This window comes from Halorubrum lipolyticum DSM 21995, assembly GCF_000337375.1.
Lineage (GTDB): Archaea > Halobacteriota > Halobacteria > Halobacteriales > Haloferacaceae > Halorubrum > Halorubrum lipolyticum.
The window spans coordinates 73,114-92,284 of the sequence record NZ_AOJG01000028.1; the positions used below are offsets into that span (position 1 = coordinate 73,114).

Here is a 19,171-nt window from a genome sequence, read left to right on the forward strand (position 1 = left end):
TGTGTACTCACAGCCATCACCGTCACGAAGCGACCGCCCGAACCGACACCGAGCGAGCCGTCGAGCCGGATACGGTGACGGTCGACCCGGTCTCGTCGCTGTAGCGCGCTCCGCGCCCCCGATCGGCAGGTGCCGCGACGGACGGGAGGCACGCGACGACGGAAACGAACACGTTCGGCACAACTGACGCGCCTGTCGGACGCAGATACCCGACTATGACACGGAAGACGTCGGTCCTCGAAGAGACGGCCGCGCCAACTGACCGTCCGGTCGAAACGCTCGACGTCGCCGATCTCGGCCCGCCGGAGCCGCTTCGCCAGACGCTCGAACTGCTCGCGGACCTGCCGGATGAGACCGTCCTCGTTCAATACAACGACCGAGCTCCGCAGTTCCTGTTCCCGAAGCTCGCGGACCGCGGCTACGTGCACGACACCGTCGAGACCGACGACGGCGTGGTTACGGCGATTTGGACAGACCCGGACGACTGATGCACTCCCCGGGCGACGAGCATCGCCGCTCCCGCTGTTCCCTTTTATATATCGCACCGAATAATTCGGATATCTCCCCCGTAGTTCGGGAATGCCCGTCGAAGGTATTCCCCCACCTCCCCTTCTTCAAACCGTATGACTCGACGCACTCTCGACCGGCGATCGTTCGTTCGAACGACTGCGGCGCTCGGCGTGACCACCGCGCTCGCCGGCTGTGGCGGCAGCAGCGGCGGCGACGGGAGCGACGGTTCCGACGGGAGCAGCGGGGGTGACGGCTCCGATGGGGGGGACGGCTCCGACGGCGACAGCGGCGGCCAGGAGTTCCTCTCCGAGGAGCCGGACTACGGTGGCTTCCTCGACGACGCCAACAACTACGAGCAGACCGCCGACATGACCGACTCCGACTCGGTGACCGTCGAGGTCGGCGCCGGCGATGGGCTGGCGTTCGGCCCCGCAGCGGTCGCGGTGTCGTCCGGAACGACCGTCACCTGGGAGTGGACGGGCGAGGGCGGCGACCACAACGTGTCGGGCTCCGACGGTAACTTCGAGAGCGAGACCGTCGGCGAGGAGGGCCACACCTTCGAGCACACGTTCGAGGAATCCGGCACCCATACGTACGCCTGTACGCCGCATGAGGCGGTCGGCATGAAGGGCGCCATTCACGTGGAGTGATACGCTCTCCGCCCTGAACGGACGGGACCGAGATGCGGGCCGCTCACGAGGGAATCGGAATCACCGGGGGGCCTTTTTATTAACTCACTGCTGGACGCGATACACGTAGCCGCCGCAACCGCACTGATCGACGACGCTGGCCTCTGCGTCCGGGTAGTGGTCGTGGATCGGCGCCTCGAGATACTCCTCGGGAGTGCCGTGGTTCGGATGCGTGACGAGGTTGACGTGGTAGTCGGCGTCCGTCCGACCGATGGCCGCAAGTGCGTGCTCGATCAGCGTCTCGCGATCGTCAGCGTACCGTTCCCGTTCGAGGTTCGCGGACCACGACGCATCGTGATCCCCGTCGAGAAACGAGGGTAACGACTCGTCGGTTTCGGAGGCAGCGGTACGTTCGGTATCAGATTGCTGGTCCCGTGTAGACATGAATATACGTATGAGACGTACACACCTCCGTATCAGTGCGAACATGTTCGCTATGTCTCGCATTCTGGAGAGCCGGAAAGTCAGGTCGGCGGTCACGGGTGCGGTCCCAACCGATCCTCGGTTTGTCACGAATCGGCGATGCCGACGCTCTACGTGTCGGTGTCCGCACCGGAGTCGGATTCGATCGGATTTCGAGGGAGATCGTCGACGAACTCCCGAACGATCGTTCGTTCGACGCGTTGGAGGGTCTCGCTGCACGTGGATTTCGCGATCCCGACGTGTTCGGCGACCTCGGTCAGCGTACAGGTGCGTGGCACGTCGTAGTAACCGCGTTCGACCGCCTCGAACAACACCTCTCGCTGCCGCTCGGTAAGCGACTCACCGGGGTTCAACCGCTGTTGAACGTACTCGACGTCGAACTCCGCACCGACGCCTCGGAGCGTCTTCCCGAAGTCGGCGACGCGCTCGTGGGCGCCGGTGATATCGATTCGAGCCACTCCGTTCTCTATCTCGACGGGCATCTCGATCGGGACGCCGGCCTGGCGTGCGGCCGTCATCAACAGGGGTGCGTGCGCCTCCACTTGGACGGTGGCGACCCCGTCACCCAGCGCCATGACCGAGACCTCCTCGATCGTGTCGTGGGCCTCTATCGCGTCCAGCATTCCGTCGATGTCGTCAGCGGTGATCTTCACGAGCGCGAACCCCGCGCCGTCCCCGGGGGTCGCACTGAGTACCTGGATCCGCGCCTCCGGGAACGCCCGAGAGACCTCGCCGACCCAGGGTCCGTCTGGAAGGTCAACGTTGAGTCGGGCCTGTGCCATACCGCCTCTTAGCGGTCACGCCGGAAATCGGTTCGTCTTCGTGTCCCGATCACAAACAAAATCTGCAGTAAGTGGACTCTCAGTGCTAATCGACGTGAGCTTCGCCCGTATCGCCCGCCGGCCTCCGGCTACTCGTCGGACCGAGACGCCAAGACGATCAGTGCAGTGGCGTCCTCGACGGCGCGGGGAGCGATCTCCCGATCACCGTCGAAGCGGGCCACGTCGCCCGCCGACAGCTCGTGTGTCTCGTCGACGAGCTCCAACTCGACCGTTCCCTCGATGAGATAAAACACGATCTCCCGGTCGGGATGCGAGTGGGGTGCGACTTCACCGCCCGCATCGAGGGTGAGTCTGATCGTCTTCGGTTCCGCGTCGGGGAAGACGTTGGCGTGGGGCCGTCCGTCCAGTTCGTTGAGATTGTGTATCGTCGTCATGCGTTGGTCGGATCGAACTCGTCAGTTCGGAGTCCCCGGCGGACCGGTTCGTGTTCGGCGTCGGTCGGCGGTGGTGCGGTAACGAGCAGCGCTTCGAGCCGCGAATCGTCGTCGGCTTTGACGCCGCGATCGGTCTCCGCCTCGACGGTCACGACGTCTCCCGGTTCGACGCGGCGTTCCTCATCGCCGTCGCGGACGAGCCCGGCGCCGGAACGGACGTCGATCACCACGTCACTGGACGGGGCGTGAACCGGGATGAACTGTCCCGGTTCGAAGTAGCCGCAGACGACTTTCACCCGTTCGCTTCGGAACACATCGACCGTCGAGAACGTCTCGTCGTCGTACGTCCGTTCTGCATCGAAATCGATTGCCGTCATACTGAATCACCCAGTCGACGGGTTCCGCAATCGTTCGGCCGGACGGCGAGTCGCACCGTGATAGGCGATAACTCGATCGTCCGGACTATTTTAGGCTGGCCAAAAATCATCCGTTTCAGTGTATACCAGAGAGACACAATAGCGTTGGGACGAACATGTTCTCGTCAGATCGACCCTGTCGGTCAACTACTCGCTCTCACCTTCGTCGTCGGGAGGTCGCGGTGGAGGTCCTGTTCGACCTCGGCCATCTCCGCCTCGTAGTGAGGCCGGCCGTGTTTCGTTCCGCACGGTTCGATGACGCCCGGACGAGGTACCCCGTCGACCCATCGGACGCTACTCGTCGGATCCGGGGTCGTACACGTCCGAGTTCGGCTCGCCCTCGACGTCGACGACCGCGAGCGCGCCGCGCCGTCCGGCCCGCGAGAGCGCGTGGTCGACGATCTTGATCGGTCCCGGAATCGGTAGCTCCATCTCGCCGACCGTCGCCGTGCCGGGTGCGACCGCCGTGGTCTCGACGTACCTGCCGGGCGGGGAGACGAGGTCGCCGTCGCGGTAGAGCCGCGACCAGACGTTCCCGATCGGGTGCCACGAACTGGACTGGTTCGGGCCGCCGTTCACGAAGAACACGCGGACGCTCTCGCCGACCGCGGCGCCGATTCCGCCGCGCCGGTCCTCCGTGAAGCCGTGGTGTTCGCCGTTGAACACGACGTACGTCGGGTCCTCGTCGAGCATCGCCCCGTGGTCGAAGGCGTGGTGGCCCTTCTCGCCGAGGTCGCCCTTGGTGTAGAGTTCGTGTTGTCCGAGGTAGAGTTCACGGTCCACCGCGGGCAGTCCCGCCTCGGGCTCGACGAGGATCGCGCCGAACATCCCGGAGCTGACGTGGTGGTCCATCGCCGGCACCGCGCAGTGGTAGGTGAACAGCCCGGGGAACTCGGCGCGGAAGCTCAGTTCCGCCGCCTCGTCGCCGGGCACGAGCGTCGTGTCGACGGCCCCGCCACCGGGCCCGTACACGGCGTGGAAGTCCACGTTGTGGATGTCGCTGTTGTCGTCGGCCGGCACCTCGAACCGGAGGTTCACGGTGTCGCCCCGCCGCACTCGGATCATCGGTCCGGGGACCTGCCCCTCGAAGGTCATGTATTTGAACGTCACGCCGGGCTCGATCTCCGCGACGAGCTCCTTCGTGCGAAGGGCGATGTCGTGATCGCGAGGCTCGTCCCAGTCCACCGGCGCCGGCACGTCGGTCGGATCGGCCGCAATCCGGTCAGCGTCGACCTCGCGTGCGGGGTCCAACTCAGGGGTTACGGCCGGAGTCGTTTCGGCGGCAGGCGTCGGCTCCGCGTTCACGGGCGCGCCGATACAACCGGCGACGGCACCGACCGCTCCGATCCCGAGTGCTGCAACCATCTTCCGCCTGCTGAGGTCTTGTGACATGATTCTTCCCTACTTCATCCGAGATGCCTTACTGATATATACAGTATATACTGTTCCCTAATAGCGAGACGAAAGCGCTGCTTCCCCCAGTATGGGGGATCTTAAATACCCTACAAAATATGATATGAACAGCGGCGCATCACGACTGCTCGCGGTCGCCGTCAGATCGACTCTCCGGAGAGAGGTCGAACGATCGGTCGAACGACGGTACGGACGGTCGATCCCCGCTCGGAGACCAACGATTTGCTAGAGCCACTGCCATCCGAGACCGTGTATCACGATAACCGCCAGTACTCCGAAAACCCCCAGAGCCCCCATATAGAGAACCATGATAAGTCCCATCTGTTTTGTTGTCATCTCACCTTCAAGGATACTTGCGATTCTCATGACATTATATAACATCCGACGCGCATAAATCCTTACAATCGTGTGTCACTCTATCGACTGATTAGAAAATTGAAACGAATTGTCCGGTGACGGACGCGGCTCCCACGAGACGGGCCGAGAGTATATCCGGTCGGTCGTCCGTCATTTCGTAGTCCCCGCTGATCGGCTCTTTCAGACCGGAATCTATGTAGATGATAGGAGTTCAGCAGAGCCGTTCGTGTCGAATCTCGATATACCACACGTCGGACCCGTCAGACGTCGTTTCGTACTGGAATCCGCGCTCTTCGAGGACCTGATACAACGGCTCCGGCTCGAAGCTGTTGATCAACAGTAGCGTCTCGTCGTCGGGGAGCGCCTCGAGCTCGGCCATGATGTCTCCGAACGGTTCGCCGTCGATCTCTCGGACGTCCAGGCGTCGATCGGTCTCGTTTCGCTCAGTGGCCATATCTGTTCAAGCGTCGACGAGGAGGTGCGTGTTCCCCCGAACGTATTCGGGAACGGTCCGGCCGGTGGTTTTCAACACTCCGTCCCCGCGAACGGACACCGCTCGACTCCGGTTGGTGCAGTCGCCGCACACGCGTTCGACGCTCCGTCGACGAGCGCTCGCAGGCGTTCGATCGCTTCGTCCGGGAGGACGTATCCGATTCGGTACCCCGCTTCGAGGGGCATGTCGAACCCCGTTCGACGGCGGAAGAACGTTCGGACGGCACACTGGCGCGCTTCGAGTTCCAGCGCGACTTCTCGCCCCCGATCGGTGAGCGCGACCCCGGCTCGCTTCTCGTATCGGAGAAGCCCAGTGTCGGCGAGCCGATCAAACAGCTCCGTCACGCTCGACGGCGTGACGTCGAGGCGATCGCTCACCTCGCCGGTCCGAACCCGACCGTCGCGGTCGGTGCCGATCCGTCTGATCGCGATCAGGTACAGCCCGCCGTTCCGATCGACGCAGGCGGTGGGCCGCGCGCAGCCGCAGACGTCCGTCTGTGAGTGGTCGGTAGCCATTATCGTACGGTCGACAGGCTCTGGATATGAGGGTACCTCCGAACATGTTCCCGTCTATCGTCGATTGCAAGATGGCCCTCTCTGACCGCAGTCAGCGGAGACCGACGCGGTCGTGCAACCGGCTCGAGAGCCGCTATCCGTGACGGGTTCGCTGAGGGGTCGGGTCCCGTCAGAAGCGACCCACGCTCGTCGACGTATTGCTCCGCTCCGTCCCGGCAGGAAGGTCCGCGACCGACGGAAGGGGAACATCTTCGGTGGTACCGTCAGGTGTACGGAGACCGTACCCGACCTCATGGGCGCGATTCCGGGAAACATCGAGACGGACCAACAGCCCCCGATGACGGTCCCGTTACGACACTTCGTCGTCGGGCTCGTCTTTCTCGTCGCGGGAGTCGGAGTCGGGGTCGGCTTACATCTGAACGTCGTTCCGGGACTGGGGCGGCTCGCTCACGTCCATCTCCTGTTAGCCGGGTGGATCTGTATCACGATCATGGGTGCGATGACGCAGTTCGTCCCCGTCTGGTCGGGGGCGACCCTCCACTCGAGGCGTCTCGCGAACGTGCAGTTGGGGCTGGTCGTCGCCGGTCTCTCCGGGTTCGTCGCCGCGTTTCTCCTGGTCGAGACGGCGTGGCTCATCCCGTTCGCGACGCTCATGCTCGTCGGCTTCTGGGTCTTCGCGTACAACATCGTCCGAACGCTCGGCACGGTCGAGGAGTACGACGTCACCGAACGCCACTTCCTCGGTGCGCTCGGCTTCGTACTCCTGTTGACCGCTCTCGGCGTCCTCCTCGCGGTCGATTTCACGGTTCCGACGTTCTCGCGGGTCGGCCTCAGCCGGTCCGGGGTGGTGGGAGCCCACGCGACCCTCGCGGTGTTCGGTGCCGTGCTCACGACGGTGTACGGCGCGCTGTACCAGCTCGGGACGATGTTCACACAGACGGAACTACACGGGATCGACCACCGGCTCCGATCCGTCGAGGAGATCGCGCATCCCACCGGCGTGGTCGTGCTCGCGGTCGGTCGGCTCGCGGCTCACGCTCCCGTCGCGCGGGTCGGCGGTCTGTTGATCCTGTTCGCCGCGTCGGCGTTCTGTCTCGTTCTGGCACGCAAACTGTACGAGATGCGGGTCGAACGGACCCCGATGCACACGCGGTACATCGTGGCGGTCGGCGCACTCGCACTGTGGATCGCCGTCTCAGTACCGGCTTGGATATCCGACCCGTTGACGCGTGAGCATCTGCTCGGCGCGGCGAACGCCGGCCACCTGCTGTTGTTGGGAGCGATCGGGTTCGTCGTCGTTGGGACGCTGTATCACATCGTTCCCTTCGTCATCTGGGTCAACCGGTACAGCGACCTGCTGGGGTTAGCGGACGTGCCGATGATCGACGACCTCTACGACGACCGAATTGCCGCGCTCGACGGGGCACTCCTCGGGGGCGGAAGCGCGCTGATCGTGGGCGCGAACCAACTGGGAGTCGCCGGAACGCCGGCGCTCCTCGGCGGGCTGCTGGCGGGCGCCGGCGTCGCGGCGTTCGTGTCCAACATGGTGCTCGTGTTGGTCCGTCACAGCCCTCACTCGATCGATCGCATCGTCTTGGGCTCGTTCTCGCCGCGTCCCGCCCGCGCTCCCGGCGAGGCGAACGAGGAGTGACGACTGGCCCGAACGCACGAGGTCGACGGCTCTGCCGTCCGAGAGGGCGGTCAGTTCCCGCGCGACGAGCCACCAAACACGAACATGTACGGGACTAGGGGTACCCCTCTCGATCTCGAACGAACGCGTATGCCCAGCTTTCCGTCGCCGTTCGGGTCCGATGAGAGCGATTTGTTCGACGGGTACGACGAGTTCGTTTCGGACCACGTCCCGAGACCGGGCGAGTTCCTCGAGCCGCACGACCTGCTCACCGGTGGCGACCACGTCGCGTTTCACCGCCTCACTCGCGACTGTTTCGAGGAGCGAAAGGTGTACGATATGACGTTCAACTACAACCTCGCCCGGCTGAACCTCGACACGCGTCACACGGGTGCCGGCTACCGCTACGCCGTCGAACGCGGCGACGTCGACGACGCCGTCGACTCGGAAGACGTCGACCGCGTGCTCCGCGCGGAGTTCACGCCGACGACGCCGTTCTGTCCACAGACGCACACGCTGACGATCGGGTCGTTCCGCGCGTGGAACGGGCTCGCGGATCGGCACGAGTACGATCTCGTCCGCGTCCGTGCGGCGCCAATGCATCACCAGAGCGAGACGATTAACGAGCGGCTCGCCGACCTCGAGGAGACGTACCTCGAGACGGGAGACGTGACCGCCGACCCCGAGAGCGGTACCGAGATCGGGTCGACACGAGGTCTAGGTCTGTGACCGGGGTGGCCGTCTCTCGTGCGCTGTCTAGCTTTCTGGCCGCGAGCTCTACTCGTGTCTCGGCGGTTGTCACCACCATCGAGGCGTTCGCGACTGCGTCGTCAACGGCCGCCCGGCGGATTGTTCTGTCCTGCGCAACGATCGCGAGCGTTTCGCACACCTCGTCGGAATCTCTCTCCGTATCGACGACGATATCCGCCGCTTTTTCGACGGACAGTCCGTCGAAATCCGGCGAGTCGCCGTCGGACTCCGGTTCAATCGGCCGATCGTCGGCTGATTCCTTGGACATCCGTGTCACTCCGTGGATCCCGTTTCCGACAGTAACTCGTCGAACAGCGCGACGACACGACGCTCGATTTCGTCGCGAATCTCGCGAACCTCCTTGAGCGGACGTTCGTGTGGATCGTCAAGCCCCCAATCCCGGTTCTCACCGTTCCACGTTGCCGGGCACACGTCTGCTGCCGAACAGCCCATTGTCACGACCAGATCTACCGCCTGTAACTCCTCGGGTGTCACCTCTCGCGGCGTTCGGTCGCTGAGATCGATGTCTCGTTCACGCATTGCCTCAACGACGACATCGTGAACGTGGTCTGCGGGTCGTGTCCCGCCGGTAATTATCTCGATCTGATCACTCGCTTCACGACGGTCGCGCTCGCGCTGGGCGAACGCCGTCGCCATCTGGCTCCGCCCTGCGTTTTGGACACAGACGAACGCGATTCGGTGGTCCGGTTGACCGCTGTGGTGGCTCACGACTCGGTATGTGGGAGGAATCACTAAAATCGTTACTTGGGACTAATAGTGAGTGCTATAGAGGGGTACGTTGAAGTAGTGACTGAATTGGGGATGTATTCGTCTGACTGAGCTTCGGAGGGTAACACCTGCCGAGACGTAGGCGCCGCCGCTTCTCGACGAACTCAGTCGGTCGTCGTCGAATCCGGGAGCTGCTTCGGCGGCAACAGTAAGCAGACGGCGTTTCCTCCGGAATCCCGCGATTCGAACAACACCTCTCCACCGAGTGATTCAACGCACCACTTCATCACAAAAAGGCCGATCCCGGAGCCGTGGGACGTGCTCGTGGTGACGGTCGGCGAAGACAGCGCGGCGATCTCCTCGGGCGGGATCGGCGAATTCGCGTCTTCGATGCGGATCTCCGCGCGACCGGTGTTGGGCGATGGACCGACCGTTATCTCGACGACCGGCGCCTCGTCGTCGCTGTGGACGATCGCGTTCTCGACGGCGTGTGCGAGCGCGTACTCGAACGCGTCGTTGACGTCGATCCACATCGGTTTCCGTTCGCTGACCCGGATGTCCGCGTCGGGGTGTTCGGCACCCATTCGATTTGCGACGTCCCGCACGGCGCTCGCGGTGGAAACCCGGACAACGTTCGTCTGTGAGTCGGTCACCGCGTGTTCGATCTGCTTCACAGACGTCGCGATGTTACCGAGCTTCTCGCCTCTGGACCGAATGGTCGAGATGATCTCCTCGGATGGTTCGCTCTCGGTCCCTTCCATTGCCTGCTCCGCGCATCCGATGATGATCGCGGCCTCGTTCCGGAGGTTGTGCCGGAGGACGCGCCAGAACAGCTCCGCCCGATGATGGGCGTCGTAGTGACGCGTGATGTCTCGTACCTCGACGTGGACACAGCGGTCCGCCGTCGGGCGCTGTCGCGAAATGAACATCTGGATCCAGATGAGTTCGCCGTCCGCTCGCTTGGCCCGCCACATGAACTGTTGCGGGCTTCCGTTTGCGGCCGTGGAAAGTCGATCGTGGAACTCGGACTCGGTGTGTGGGTACGTGTTCGCCGTGTATTCGGCCACGGAGAGCTCACGCAGTTGGTCCGAAGTGTAACCGAGGATTTCCTCCAGTCGCGTGTTCGCGTCGAGAACGGCCCCTGAGACTGCGTCGTAGATCGCCACACCGGTGTGGAGCGTATCGAGTATCGGTGACAGCGTCCCGCATTCCGGCGAGGACATACGGCCGGGGATTTCACCGAGACACGGTCTTCGTTGCTATGAGTGATATATATCGCTCCGTACGAGATCAGCGGCCGAACGGGCGTTCTCTAATCAGGAGAGAATGGAATTTGTGCCAAACAGATTATGTCACGCTCGCCCACTTCCGAAGTCTCGTCCGGGGCCGCGCCATAGCCAGATTATGTTAATCTAAAATCTGCGATTTAAATGTCGGAGAGGACTCGTCTTCGCCGGGCGAGAACGGGTACAACGGACCGGTCACGACGAGTATATATCCCATCGGTCGACTTCTGACGCGTCCGTTCACCTATTATAAGCGTTCAAGCGCAGGCCGCCGAATGGCCCGATCGAGTAACAGATGACAACGGACACCAACCGGAGGCCGAGGAGCGACGAGGCGACCGGACGGAAATCGACGACTCCCGCGTGCACCGGTCTGGTACATCAGGTCGACAGGCGGTCGTCGGGTCCCGACCGGGTCACGGTGTTCCCGGGCGACGCGACCGACGACGAGCGGCTGTCGGCGTGGGTAACGGTGGACGTCGACTCCGTCGTCAAGCCCGAATGCTTCCGATAACCGCCCGAATGCACCGCGATCGCGGCGGGCGAGACGGCCGAGGAGACGGGCGCTGCCGGCCCGGGTCGAATCCGATTCCCCGGCCGACCCCGACCCGGACGCTCCGGCCGACCCCGACCCGGACGCTCCGGCCGACCCCGACTCGGACGCTCCGGCCGACCCCGACTCGGGCGGCTCCGCCGGTAACTGACGAATCCGAGGTGGTCCGTCGGTGGGTATGAAACGACGGGAGCTCCTCGACACCGCGCTGGACCGAGTCGCGCTTGGGGCCGTCGTTTCCTCGGTCGTCGAACTGTCCGATCTGCGGTCTGCGGCGCTGTCTCTTTCTGCGGGCGAGCCGGCCCGGCCGACACCAATCGACGCCGAAAGTGCGGTCTCTCGCGAACGGACCGCGGGCGGCTACGCGATGACGTACGAGTGGACGGACCGGTCCGGGAGGGAGTGGCGTCTGGAGTTCCCGCTCGAGCGGTCCGCGTACAGAGAGGCGGCCGACGAGCCGCACGGATACCTGAGCGGCTTCGAAGCGGCGAAGGCGAGCGCTCACGTCGAGCGGCTCACGGAGGCGCTCGCCGACGCGAGCACGACGGGCGAGCGTGCCCGGCGATCGCTTCCCGAGTCGGTCCGTCTCGAAGGGGCGATCGGACTCGTCCACTCGCTCGAATACACGACGGACGTGGAATCGACGGGAGCGCCGGACTACATTCGAACCGTCGAGGAGACGCTCGTCGACGGCTGCGGTGACTGCGAGGACCTCACGTATCTGCTGGTCGGGATGCTTTCGCAGTCGACGTTCGGCTACCGGACCGCGATGGTGATTCTCCCCGGTCACATGCTCGCCGGCATTCACAGGGACGACCTCCCGGCGGCGTACGCCGACGCGCCGACGCTCCCGGGGGGGACGTACGTCGGGATCGAGTGCACCACGCCCCGGCCAGTCGGCGACTTCAAAGACGAGCCCGTGTTAGCAGTGTACGGGGACGGTCTCGAGTACATCGACCAGTCGGCGATCGCCGACACGGGCGAGGATCTCCTCCGAGACCCGGCGCAGTTTCAGACGATCGCCGCCGCGTCGGCGAGCCACCCGCACTGACCGGGGTAACTACGTTGAGCATGGCTAATTTGTGCTGTTCAGGGACCAGCTATTTCTGATGATGATACGTTTAAAGAACCGAATTTCGACAAAACCGGCTCTGTTGAAGTCCTTAGAACCTGATACAAATTTCGTGCGAGATACAGAGAGTATAGCGGTCATTAATCGGTAGTACTCAGTTATGTTCTCACGCACCTTCTGATGTAGTATGGTAGCGTGGCATCAGAACACGCTGAAGGGTTGGTGGCGAGATATGAGCGCAGGGTTCGTCCTAGCGGCTGCGGCACTCGCTGTCTCCCTCCTCTACCTGCTTGTGTTGCCGAACGTCCCGTTACCGCTTTCACCAGATGCGAAGTACTGGGCCGGGTACGCGCCGCAATTCGCATTTGTCGCCGGGCTCATAATTGGTACTCTCGTGTGGCGACCGGTGTTGTCTCGGGCGTCTACCCCAAAACAGGGGGCGGTCACGGGCAGCGCGATGGCGCTCGGGGTCGTGGTACTTGTACCGATACTGGCAGCAGCGTACGTGTTACTGTTTCCACTCTTCCTGAGCGTCGTTACTGGGCAGGGGTTGGATTACGCACTTCAACTCTACCCGGCACCGCTATGGGCTGCCGTCGGTGTCTTTCAAACAGTCGCTACAGTGTGGAGCCCGATCGTCGGTGTTCTGCTCATCCCTATTGGAGCGGTAGCGGGGTGGGCGCACCAGCGTCACCGTCGCCTCAGTAGCCAGTGAGCCGTCTTGACCACTCGTAAGCGGGCAAGTACCGGTAGTCACGTCTCCTCACCTGTCTCACGATACGCGGAATGTATTCCACACGGCGATCATATCGGGACGTTGAGCCTGAGATGCGACAGCTATATTGCCGTTCTAACATCTATATATTGAAATATATCACTAATAATTGGTCTTCTTGTAGTTAGCGTATCACCGGTTACTCATGGAATCGGCTGTGCTCCTCAGGTGCCCGATCTGTAACGCCGTTCACACGCTCGAAGGCGGACGGAACGAGTACTCGAAACGGGACCTGTACTCCAGTGCGAAGACCCATCTGCGTGGTCACGACCTCAACGAACCCAAAATGGCGATTCGGAAGTACGGGATCGTTTCCGACGCCACAGAGATCGTGGTTCCCTCGGGAAAGTATCGGCAACTCCCGATCGAAGAGTGGAGGGAACGCGACGACACGTGGCTCCCGGGCGGTTCCCTGTTCGGTGGCGAGGGCTCTCTGTCAGCACCCGAATCGTCAGTTGAACTCTCGTCTCTGTAACTCGATGTCGAGGAGTAACCGACCACCATCAGGAGAATCCGAAACATGAGTGATGCTCTCTCATCTGCAGGGAGTCTTTTCCACTGACCCAGAGATGATCGGACGCTTCCAATTTCGCGGATTCAGGGGTCGACCCACGAGACCGATTCGCTCCATGCGGGTGATTCCGTGACCGAGAGAGACCTCACCGACCCGGAGTACTACCTCAACAGGGAACTCTCCGAGTTGGCGTTTCAGGAGCGAGTTCTCCGAGAGGGAATGGACGACCGGAATCCGCCGCTCGAACGGCTTCGATTTCTCGCGTTCTTTACGAAGAACACCGACGAGTTCTTCATGAAGCGCGTCGGCGGGCTCAAACAGCAGATCGACGCCGGCGTGACGAATACGACGCCGGACGGGCGGACACCGAAGGAGCAGTGGGTCGAGGTACTCGACGCTGCACGCCCGCTCTTCGGGCAGCAGTCGGCGTACTGGCAGTCCGTTCTCAAGCCGACGCTTGCCGACGAAGGGATCGAGATACGTACTCCCGACGAGCTGTCCGAAGAGAACCAAGAACAGCTGCGGACGCACTTCGAGGAGTCGATACTGCCGACACTGACGCCGCTCGCCTTTGATCCCGCTCACCCGTTCCCGTTCATCTCCAACCTCTCGCTTTCGCTCGCCGTTCTCTCATCGAACGAGGGTGACGAGCCGACGTTCACCCGGATCAAGATTCCTCCGAACCAACCCCGCTTCATCAGCGTTTCCGGAGAGACAGACAGGTACGTTCTCATCGAAGACCTCATCGAACGTAATCTCGACCTGTTGCTCCCCGATCTCGACATCCGGGACGTATCGAAATTCAAGGTGACTCGGAACGCCGAGGTACGGCGCAACGAGGAAGTCGCCGAAGACCTCGTCGATATGGTTGAGGAGGTTATCGAACAGCGACGCTTCGCGACGGTGGTTCGGCTGGAGGTCGACGCCGATATGCCCGACGGGTCGCTGGCGATTCTCAAAGATCAACTCGGGGTAGACGACCGAGAGGTGTTCCACCGCGAGGGACCGATCGACTTCGAGGACTTCTTCGAACTTATCGATCTCGATCGGCCCGACCTCAAGCCTCCGGCGTGGTCACCCAAGCCCCATCCGCGACTGGGCCCACTGACGAGCGATACCAGGGACGAGACGAGGGGTATCTTCGACGAGATCAAAAACGGAGACATCCTCGCGCATCATCCGTATCACTCGTTCGAGGGGACGGTTCAGCGGTTCCTCAACGCGGCGGCAACCGATCCCGACGTACTCGCTGTGAAAGCGGCCATCTACCGAACGGCGAGCGACTCGAAGGTCATTCAGAGCCTCATCAACGCCGCCGACAACGGTAAGCAGGTCGCGGTGATGGTCGAACTCAAGGCTCGGTTCGACGAGAAGAACAACCTCGAATGGGTCCGACAGCTCGAAGAAGAGGGAATTCACGTCGCATACGGGACTGTGGGGCTGAAGACTCACACGAAGACGGCGCTCGTCGTGCGCCAAGAGGACGACGGCGTTCAGCTCTACTCGCACGTCGGCACCGGAAACTACCACTCCGGGACCGCGAAAGGGTATTCCGACTTAGGGTTGTTGACGGCCGATCGAGACATCGGGTTCGATCTCACGAAAGTATTCAACTTCTTTACCGGACCGACGCTCGACGATCGCTTTCGAAAGCTCTTGATCGCGCCCGTAACGATGCGTGAGCGGTTCACGGAGATGGTCAGACGAGAGGCCGATCACGCTCGCGCCGGTCGACGGGCACGGATCGTGGTCAAGATAAACGGGCTCGAAGACCCGTCGATGGTCGAGGAACTCTATCGCGCTTCGACGGCCGGCGTCGAAATCGATCTGATCGTTCGGGATATCTGCCGACTCCGTCCCGGTATCGAAGGACTGAGCGAGAATATCACCGTCAACTCGATCGTCGGACGATTCCTCGAACACGCTCGGATATTCTATTTCGAGAACGGAGGCAGTCCCGAGTGGTACATCGGGTCCGCCGATTGGATGACCCGGAATCTCGACTATCGAGTAGAAGCGGTCACGCCGGTCGAAAACACGCAACTGCGCGAACAGCTCCGGTTCATTTTGGAAGCGTCGCTCACGGATAACCGCCGTCGATGGGTGATGCAGAGCGACGGAACCTACGAGCCGGTCTCCTCCGGCGACGACCCGGTTCGAGACATCCAAGAGATACTGATGACGGCTACGGAAACAGCACTCGACCGCGGCTACGGCCCGGGAATGGTCATCGATACGGATCTGATCGAGGAAACGCTTCTCGTTGAGGATGCCCCGGGGACCGAGACGGGTGCTATATCCGAGTCGTCAGACGGAGCCGCTCCCGAAACCGACGATAAACGGCCCCACTCGGACGGTGGAGACGCGTCTGTGTTCGACGTGCACTCCGATCGTTGGTACCGTCCCGATAGCGAGACGTACGACTGGGCTGTCCGAACGACGGCGGGCGAACGACGATACTTCAAAACGCGTGACGGAGCACGGAATCGTCTTCAGACCGAGTACGAGTGATCCCGGCCAGAATACCGTGTTAGCACCCCATTGATTATTCACCGCTAACAGGCCGCCGAATATCGCGAAGAAATGATAAAGTGAGTCACTCAGGCCGGATCGACGATTTTCGAGTTGGCGCGTTCTTGGTGAGTCTTCGCTTCCACGGTGAGGAATTCGTCGTTCCGGTAGTCGTACGCGGTGAGCGTTCCGCCGTAGACGCAGCCGGTATCGAGACCGACGGCGTGTTCCCGCTCTACCGGATGTTCATGAACGGTGTGGCCGAAGAAGACGCGGTACGGCCCGTCGTAGTCGTCGTACCAAAACGGTCCGTCGTACCCGTCACCGTGCGGGGAGCGCATCGTCAACAGCTCTTCGACGGTGTGGTCTGTCAGCGCCCGTCGCGGATCGACACCGCCGTGGACGACGAGCACGTCGTCGAACGAAATCGCGACCGGAAGCGATTCGAAGTACTCGCGGTCGCCGTCGCGGAGCCAGCCGGGATCCTTATCCCCGCGCACGATCTTCTGCTCGTTGTTTCCGCGGACGCTGACGAGGCGTGAGTCCTCGCGGACAATATCGATAACGCCGGGACTGTCCGGTCCTTTTCGCACGAGGTCACCGACGAAAACGACAAGATCGTCGTCCGCTAATTCGAGCTCCGTAAGGAGCCGTTCGAGAATGTTTCGGCTTCCGTGGACGTCTCCGACAATATATACCTCCCCGTAGCTGTCGGTTTCGAACCGTTCGTGTCGCGTCTCGACGTCGTTACCGAACTGAGGTTTCGTGTTCATGTGGATAGGTCCAGAGCCGAAGCAGTTTGTCCGAGAGTCGGGTTCGAACGGAGGTAGTATGCTCCCGAATTAATCAGTTTGTAATAGTGGACTATACTGCTATGTAGTTCTCGGTGGCTGAGTGTGCCCCCCGTGCTGTTTAGTATCGATTTAGGGCCGGTATGCCTTGTGAAGCGATACGAGTTCACGATATTGATGAGTGGACGAACACCGTATTGACGCTCGAGGGACAGTCGAACGCGACTGTATATTCCATCGCGTCACAATCGTCTGGATCACGATCGTGTGGACACTCCCTAGTGGAAACGCAGGGCCTTGTGTATCCGTAACAGTCCCCCGAAGCGTCGATCGATGCGCGCGTCCGTTCGATGTCGACACAAGTGGTCGCCTGCCGAACTCGTCGTCACCATCGTGCCGCCGATTTGCTATCCAGTCGTCGATAAGCCAGCATACCTCGTTCGATAACGCGATCAGTCGCTCTCCATGGGTTCCGTTCTTGATCGTCGTGCCGGTCTCAGGCCGATGGACGACAGCGATGTACTGCCCGTCTGAATCGTAGCCGTCGACGTCGAGCGAGTGGACCACATCAGTCCCGTATCATCGTGTGCCACATCAGCGTGAGCACAACGTGGGGACGTAACGCGTATTCGTACTTTGAGAGATAGCCGAGAACCTCTTCAGCACGATTGGACTCAAGCATCACGTCGCGGACGTTCTGCCCGTCTCGTAACACGGGCGACCGCATCTTCGTGTGGAGGTCGTCGACGACGGCATCGATACTTTCGAGCCACTTGATGAAGACCCGAATCCTGTCCATCTGGGTCTACTCCGTGGCGGGTGCGAGCTCTCCCTCGCGACGCCGCCACAGACGGTACTCGTGTAGCGTCCGTCCGCACAGCTCGTTCAGATTCTCCAGTTTTTCCTCGTCACACCAGCGAACGAAGTGACCGAGACAGGAGCTGTGCGAGTACAGCGTTACCTTGGCCACCTCAGCTTCGCGGTCGGCGAGGTACAGTTCTACGGCTGTTTCCGGGTTGATTGGTTCGAGGTTCACCGCGTTTACTAGCGCGAATCACGATTTGACCCCGATCTGAGTGGCCCGAAATCAGGTCATTCAGGCCTGAAAGTTCGATTCGTTACGAGCGGGAGCGCGCACCCGTCGAGTTCGTTCTGGACAAATAACGACCGTCTCGGTACCAGTCTATAGCGCTCTATCGCCGTATACCGGGCTCATAGTTCGTTTTATGCTCGTACCGTGTGTGTCCTGAGCCGATGGGAGCGACTGACAGCGTTCGGCAGCGATGTAGAGTCGCGGCGGAACCGAACCGCGATAGGGCCGTGACGCTGTGCGGTTCCGACGGACGGACGTATCAAGTTATCGACGCGAGCGAAGCGGTCCGCGAGCGGTTAACACAACTGGGTCCTGGCGACACCGTCAGGGTCGTCCTCGAACCGGTCCGGTGTCGAGGCGAGGGCTGGCGGATCACCCGACTAGACGAAATGACTCCACGCGGGTCCCTACTTAATCGACCGGTCTCCGACTCGGAAGGCCAATTCGCCACGGAACCGACCCCTCGGTAGACGCTTCGATTCCCGCGGTGCACCGAAATTCGTGAATAACGTGGTCTTCTACAACTCCTCTGTTCAGCACGGAGTTGCTATCGGCCACGAAGGAGTCAACGGCGCGTCCGTCTTCGAAACCGGCTCGTCAGAAGGGTGCGTTCGGATCCTCCGACACAGTCGGGTCATCGTCGTCCGTTTCGGCCTTCCCGATCAGCACCCTGAACTCGCCGGGGTCACGCTTGCGGTACTCCCAGCGGAACTCGGGCCCGCCCTCGGCGTCGAACTGATGGTACAGCGGCTTCGGGTCGTGGTCGTTCACGAGGGTGAATCCCTCTCCGTCGTCGAGGTCCGCGTACGCCTCGAAGATCTTCTCGTGACGCTGCGCGGGCAGAAGGTCGCGGACGGCGACGTCGACAGCGAGAGCAGACTCGTCGTCACGACGAAATTCTGGCCGCCGAGATACGCTCTCGGTCGCGACGACGTCCGGATGTCGTTCATATCGTGCGCGAAGTGGTGTGAGATCGATGTCGGTGTCAGGGTCACGTGCTGTGAGATAAAACCGGGGCGTGCAGTCGTCGCGTTCGGTCGCGGTCGCGCCGTCGTTGGTCGCCTCCCATTCGAGGACGCGACCATCGTCAAGGAAGTCGATTGTGAACGGCATTTTTGTAAGTCATCCACTTACGTGTCTCTACACCGGGGTCTCGCATAATCGCCGGCGTGCCTGTTCCGGATTTCAGGCAATGGAGATCGTCTTGACAGAAACAGCGTACTCTCGCGAATTGTCTCTGTGAACCCAGCTTCCGGAATTGTTTCGGAGTTTGAGATCCGAACCCTCGAAAACGCGTTAACCAACAGAACGACCGTCTCACAGAGATCTGTTGGTTAAGACTGCTGTGGACAGTCCTCCATCTCTTGGATTTAGCGAACAATATACTACCCCACACATTATTATACTGTTCTCTCGTTGGTTGGCACATAATGTC

General features: G+C 61.7%; 22 protein-coding genes and 2 pseudogenes. 8 read left to right on the forward strand and 16 right to left on the reverse strand.

Annotated elements, in window-relative coordinates; genetic code table 11:
• Positions 1-215: 215 nt before the first annotated feature.
• Positions 216-488, forward strand: a complete 273-nt coding sequence (locus C469_RS09725) for a DUF2249 domain-containing protein (RefSeq protein WP_008006141.1) — start codon at positions 216-218, stop codon at positions 486-488.
• Between the two features lie 135 nt (positions 489-623).
• Positions 624-1,160 (forward strand): halocyanin domain-containing protein, encoded by a 537-nt coding sequence (locus tag C469_RS09730; RefSeq protein WP_008006143.1) that lies wholly within the window; start codon positions 624-626, stop codon positions 1,158-1,160.
• Between the two features lie 84 nt (positions 1,161-1,244).
• On the opposite strand, the gene C469_RS09735 is transcribed toward C469_RS09730, so the two are convergent.
• The 8 genes from C469_RS09735 to C469_RS09765 form a co-directional block, all read right to left on the reverse strand.
• Positions 1,245-1,583, reverse strand: a complete 339-nt coding sequence (locus tag C469_RS09735; protein ID WP_008006145.1) for a CGCGG family putative rSAM-modified RiPP protein — start codon at positions 1,581-1,583, stop codon at positions 1,245-1,247.
• 149 nt (positions 1,584-1,732) lie between these two features.
• Positions 1,733-2,404 carry a helix-turn-helix domain-containing protein gene (locus C469_RS09740; protein ID WP_008006147.1) on the reverse strand — a complete coding sequence of 224 codons (672 nt, stop codon included), beginning with the start codon at positions 2,402-2,404 and terminating at the stop codon, positions 1,733-1,735.
• Between the two features lie 128 nt (positions 2,405-2,532).
• Positions 2,533-2,838, reverse strand: coding sequence for a cupin domain-containing protein (locus C469_RS09745; protein WP_008006150.1), 306 nt, complete (start codon positions 2,836-2,838; stop codon positions 2,533-2,535).
• A complete protein-coding gene (locus tag C469_RS09750) occupies positions 2,835-3,215 on the reverse strand; it encodes a cupin domain-containing protein (RefSeq protein ID WP_008006151.1) in 381 nt (126 codons plus the stop codon). Before C469_RS09750 ends, C469_RS09745 begins: the two co-directional genes overlap by 4 nt.
• Before the next feature lie 333 nt (positions 3,216-3,548).
• A complete protein-coding gene (gene nirK / locus C469_RS09755; protein ID WP_187127446.1) occupies positions 3,549-4,619 on the reverse strand; it encodes a copper-containing nitrite reductase in 1,071 nt (356 codons plus the stop codon).
• A gap of 273 nt (positions 4,620-4,892) precedes the next feature.
• Positions 4,893-5,033 carry a hypothetical protein gene (locus C469_RS17220; RefSeq protein WP_169330834.1) on the reverse strand — a complete coding sequence of 47 codons (141 nt, stop codon included), beginning with the start codon at positions 5,031-5,033 and terminating at the stop codon, positions 4,893-4,895.
• 202 nt (positions 5,034-5,235) lie between these two features.
• Complete coding sequence (locus tag C469_RS09760) at positions 5,236-5,478, reverse strand: DUF2249 domain-containing protein (protein WP_008006155.1); 243 nt, start codon at positions 5,476-5,478, stop codon at positions 5,236-5,238.
• Between the two features lie 71 nt (positions 5,479-5,549).
• Positions 5,550-6,032, reverse strand: coding sequence for a metal-dependent transcriptional regulator (locus tag C469_RS09765; protein ID WP_008006157.1), 483 nt, complete (start codon positions 6,030-6,032; stop codon positions 5,550-5,552).
• 292 nt (positions 6,033-6,324) lie between these two features.
• On the opposite strand from C469_RS09765, the gene C469_RS09770 reads away from it, so the two are divergent.
• Both C469_RS09770 and C469_RS09775 read left to right on the forward strand, forming a co-directional pair.
• On the forward strand, positions 6,325-7,683 hold the full coding sequence (locus tag C469_RS09770) for a hypothetical protein (RefSeq protein ID WP_008006158.1): 1,359 nt from the start codon (positions 6,325-6,327) through the stop codon (positions 7,681-7,683).
• A 129-nt stretch (positions 7,684-7,812) separates the two neighbouring features.
• Entirely contained in the window at positions 7,813-8,391 is a 579-nt protein-coding gene (locus C469_RS09775) for a hypothetical protein (protein WP_008006161.1), read from the forward strand.
• Here the strand turns inward: C469_RS09775 and C469_RS17750 are convergent.
• The 3 genes and pseudogenes from C469_RS17750 to C469_RS09785 all read right to left on the reverse strand — a co-directional run.
• Positions 8,363-8,680: pseudogene (locus C469_RS17750) on the reverse strand (halo transducer protein); the annotation flags it as partial. The gene C469_RS09775 and the pseudogene C469_RS17750 sit on opposite strands and share 29 nt — an antisense overlap.
• A gap of 5 nt (positions 8,681-8,685) precedes the next feature.
• Complete coding sequence (locus C469_RS09780; RefSeq protein WP_261797447.1) at positions 8,686-9,108, reverse strand: arsenate reductase/protein-tyrosine-phosphatase family protein; 423 nt, start codon at positions 9,106-9,108, stop codon at positions 8,686-8,688.
• 197 nt (positions 9,109-9,305) lie between these two features.
• Positions 9,306-10,364, reverse strand: a complete 1,059-nt coding sequence (locus C469_RS09785) for a PAS domain-containing sensor histidine kinase (protein WP_049911243.1) — start codon at positions 10,362-10,364, stop codon at positions 9,306-9,308.
• A 358-nt stretch (positions 10,365-10,722) separates the two neighbouring features.
• Here C469_RS09785 and C469_RS09790 point away from each other — a divergent pair, with 358 nt between their 5' ends.
• From C469_RS09790 to ppk1, 4 genes are all read left to right on the forward strand, one after another.
• Complete coding sequence (locus tag C469_RS09790; RefSeq protein WP_008006167.1) at positions 10,723-10,941, forward strand: DUF7511 domain-containing protein; 219 nt, start codon at positions 10,723-10,725, stop codon at positions 10,939-10,941.
• A 217-nt stretch (positions 10,942-11,158) separates the two neighbouring features.
• Entirely contained in the window at positions 11,159-12,031 is an 873-nt protein-coding gene (locus C469_RS09795; RefSeq protein ID WP_008006169.1) for a hypothetical protein, read from the forward strand.
• Between the two features lie 941 nt (positions 12,032-12,972).
• On the forward strand, positions 12,973-13,302 hold the full coding sequence (locus C469_RS09805) for a hypothetical protein (protein WP_008006171.1): 330 nt from the start codon (positions 12,973-12,975) through the stop codon (positions 13,300-13,302).
• A 168-nt stretch (positions 13,303-13,470) separates the two neighbouring features.
• On the forward strand, positions 13,471-15,852 hold the full coding sequence (gene ppk1 / locus C469_RS09810; protein WP_008006173.1) for a polyphosphate kinase 1: 2,382 nt from the start codon (positions 13,471-13,473) through the stop codon (positions 15,850-15,852).
• Positions 15,853-15,941: 89 nt separating this feature from the next.
• Here ppk1 and C469_RS09815 read toward each other — a convergent pair whose 3' ends face one another.
• The 5 genes and pseudogenes from C469_RS09815 to C469_RS17355 all read right to left on the reverse strand — a co-directional run.
• On the reverse strand, positions 15,942-16,625 hold the full coding sequence (locus tag C469_RS09815; protein WP_008006174.1) for a metallophosphoesterase family protein: 684 nt from the start codon (positions 16,623-16,625) through the stop codon (positions 15,942-15,944).
• Between the two features lie 586 nt (positions 16,626-17,211).
• Positions 17,212-17,442, reverse strand: a complete 231-nt coding sequence (locus C469_RS17505) for a hypothetical protein (protein WP_241429998.1) — start codon at positions 17,440-17,442, stop codon at positions 17,212-17,214.
• A gap of 6 nt (positions 17,443-17,448) precedes the next feature.
• Positions 17,449-17,679: a hypothetical protein gene (locus tag C469_RS17510; protein ID WP_241429999.1), complete on the reverse strand. Its 231-nt coding sequence runs from the start codon at positions 17,677-17,679 to the stop codon at positions 17,449-17,451.
• Between the two features lie 654 nt (positions 17,680-18,333).
• Positions 18,334-18,555 carry a DUF2249 domain-containing protein gene (locus C469_RS16775; RefSeq protein ID WP_394296115.1) on the reverse strand — a complete coding sequence of 74 codons (222 nt, stop codon included), beginning with the start codon at positions 18,553-18,555 and terminating at the stop codon, positions 18,334-18,336.
• Positions 18,541-18,849: pseudogene (locus C469_RS17355) on the reverse strand (type B DNA-directed DNA polymerase); the annotation flags it as partial. The pseudogene C469_RS17355 and the gene C469_RS16775, both read right to left, overlap by 15 nt.
• Positions 18,850-19,171 lie beyond the last annotated feature (322 nt).

Coding starts and splice junctions, on each gene's coding strand:
- C469_RS09725 (WP_008006141.1), top strand. CDS start 216: ATGACACGGAAGACGTCGGTCCTCGAAGAGACGGCCGCGCCAACTGAC.
- C469_RS09760 (WP_008006155.1), bottom strand. CDS start 5,478: ATGGCCACTGAGCGAAACGAGACCGATCGACGCCTGGACGTCCGAGAG.
- C469_RS09775 (WP_008006161.1), top strand. CDS start 7,813: ATGCCCAGCTTTCCGTCGCCGTTCGGGTCCGATGAGAGCGATTTGTTC.
- nirK (WP_187127446.1), bottom strand. CDS start 4,619: ATGGTTGCAGCACTCGGGATCGGAGCGGTCGGTGCCGTCGCCGGTTGT.
- C469_RS17220 (WP_169330834.1), bottom strand. CDS start 5,033: ATGAGAATCGCAAGTATCCTTGAAGGTGAGATGACAACAAAACAGATG.
- C469_RS09790 (WP_008006167.1), top strand. CDS start 10,723: ATGACAACGGACACCAACCGGAGGCCGAGGAGCGACGAGGCGACCGGA.
- C469_RS09765 (WP_008006157.1), bottom strand. CDS start 6,032: ATGGCTACCGACCACTCACAGACGGACGTCTGCGGCTGCGCGCGGCCC.
- C469_RS09785 (WP_049911243.1), bottom strand. CDS start 10,364: ATGTCCTCGCCGGAATGCGGGACGCTGTCACCGATACTCGATACGCTC.
- C469_RS09730 (WP_008006143.1), top strand. CDS start 624: ATGACTCGACGCACTCTCGACCGGCGATCGTTCGTTCGAACGACTGCG.
- C469_RS09745 (WP_008006150.1), bottom strand. CDS start 2,838: ATGACGACGATACACAATCTCAACGAACTGGACGGACGGCCCCACGCC.
- C469_RS09815 (WP_008006174.1), bottom strand. CDS start 16,625: ATGAACACGAAACCTCAGTTCGGTAACGACGTCGAGACGCGACACGAA.
- C469_RS09805 (WP_008006171.1), top strand. CDS start 12,973: ATGGAATCGGCTGTGCTCCTCAGGTGCCCGATCTGTAACGCCGTTCAC.
- C469_RS09735 (WP_008006145.1), bottom strand. CDS start 1,583: ATGTCTACACGGGACCAGCAATCTGATACCGAACGTACCGCTGCCTCC.
- C469_RS09770 (WP_008006158.1), top strand. CDS start 6,325: ATGGGCGCGATTCCGGGAAACATCGAGACGGACCAACAGCCCCCGATG.
- C469_RS09740 (WP_008006147.1), bottom strand. CDS start 2,404: ATGGCACAGGCCCGACTCAACGTTGACCTTCCAGACGGACCCTGGGTC.
- C469_RS09795 (WP_008006169.1), top strand. CDS start 11,159: ATGAAACGACGGGAGCTCCTCGACACCGCGCTGGACCGAGTCGCGCTT.
- C469_RS09750 (WP_008006151.1), bottom strand. CDS start 3,215: ATGACGGCAATCGATTTCGATGCAGAACGGACGTACGACGACGAGACG.
- C469_RS17505 (WP_241429998.1), bottom strand. CDS start 17,442: ATGGACAGGATTCGGGTCTTCATCAAGTGGCTCGAAAGTATCGATGCC.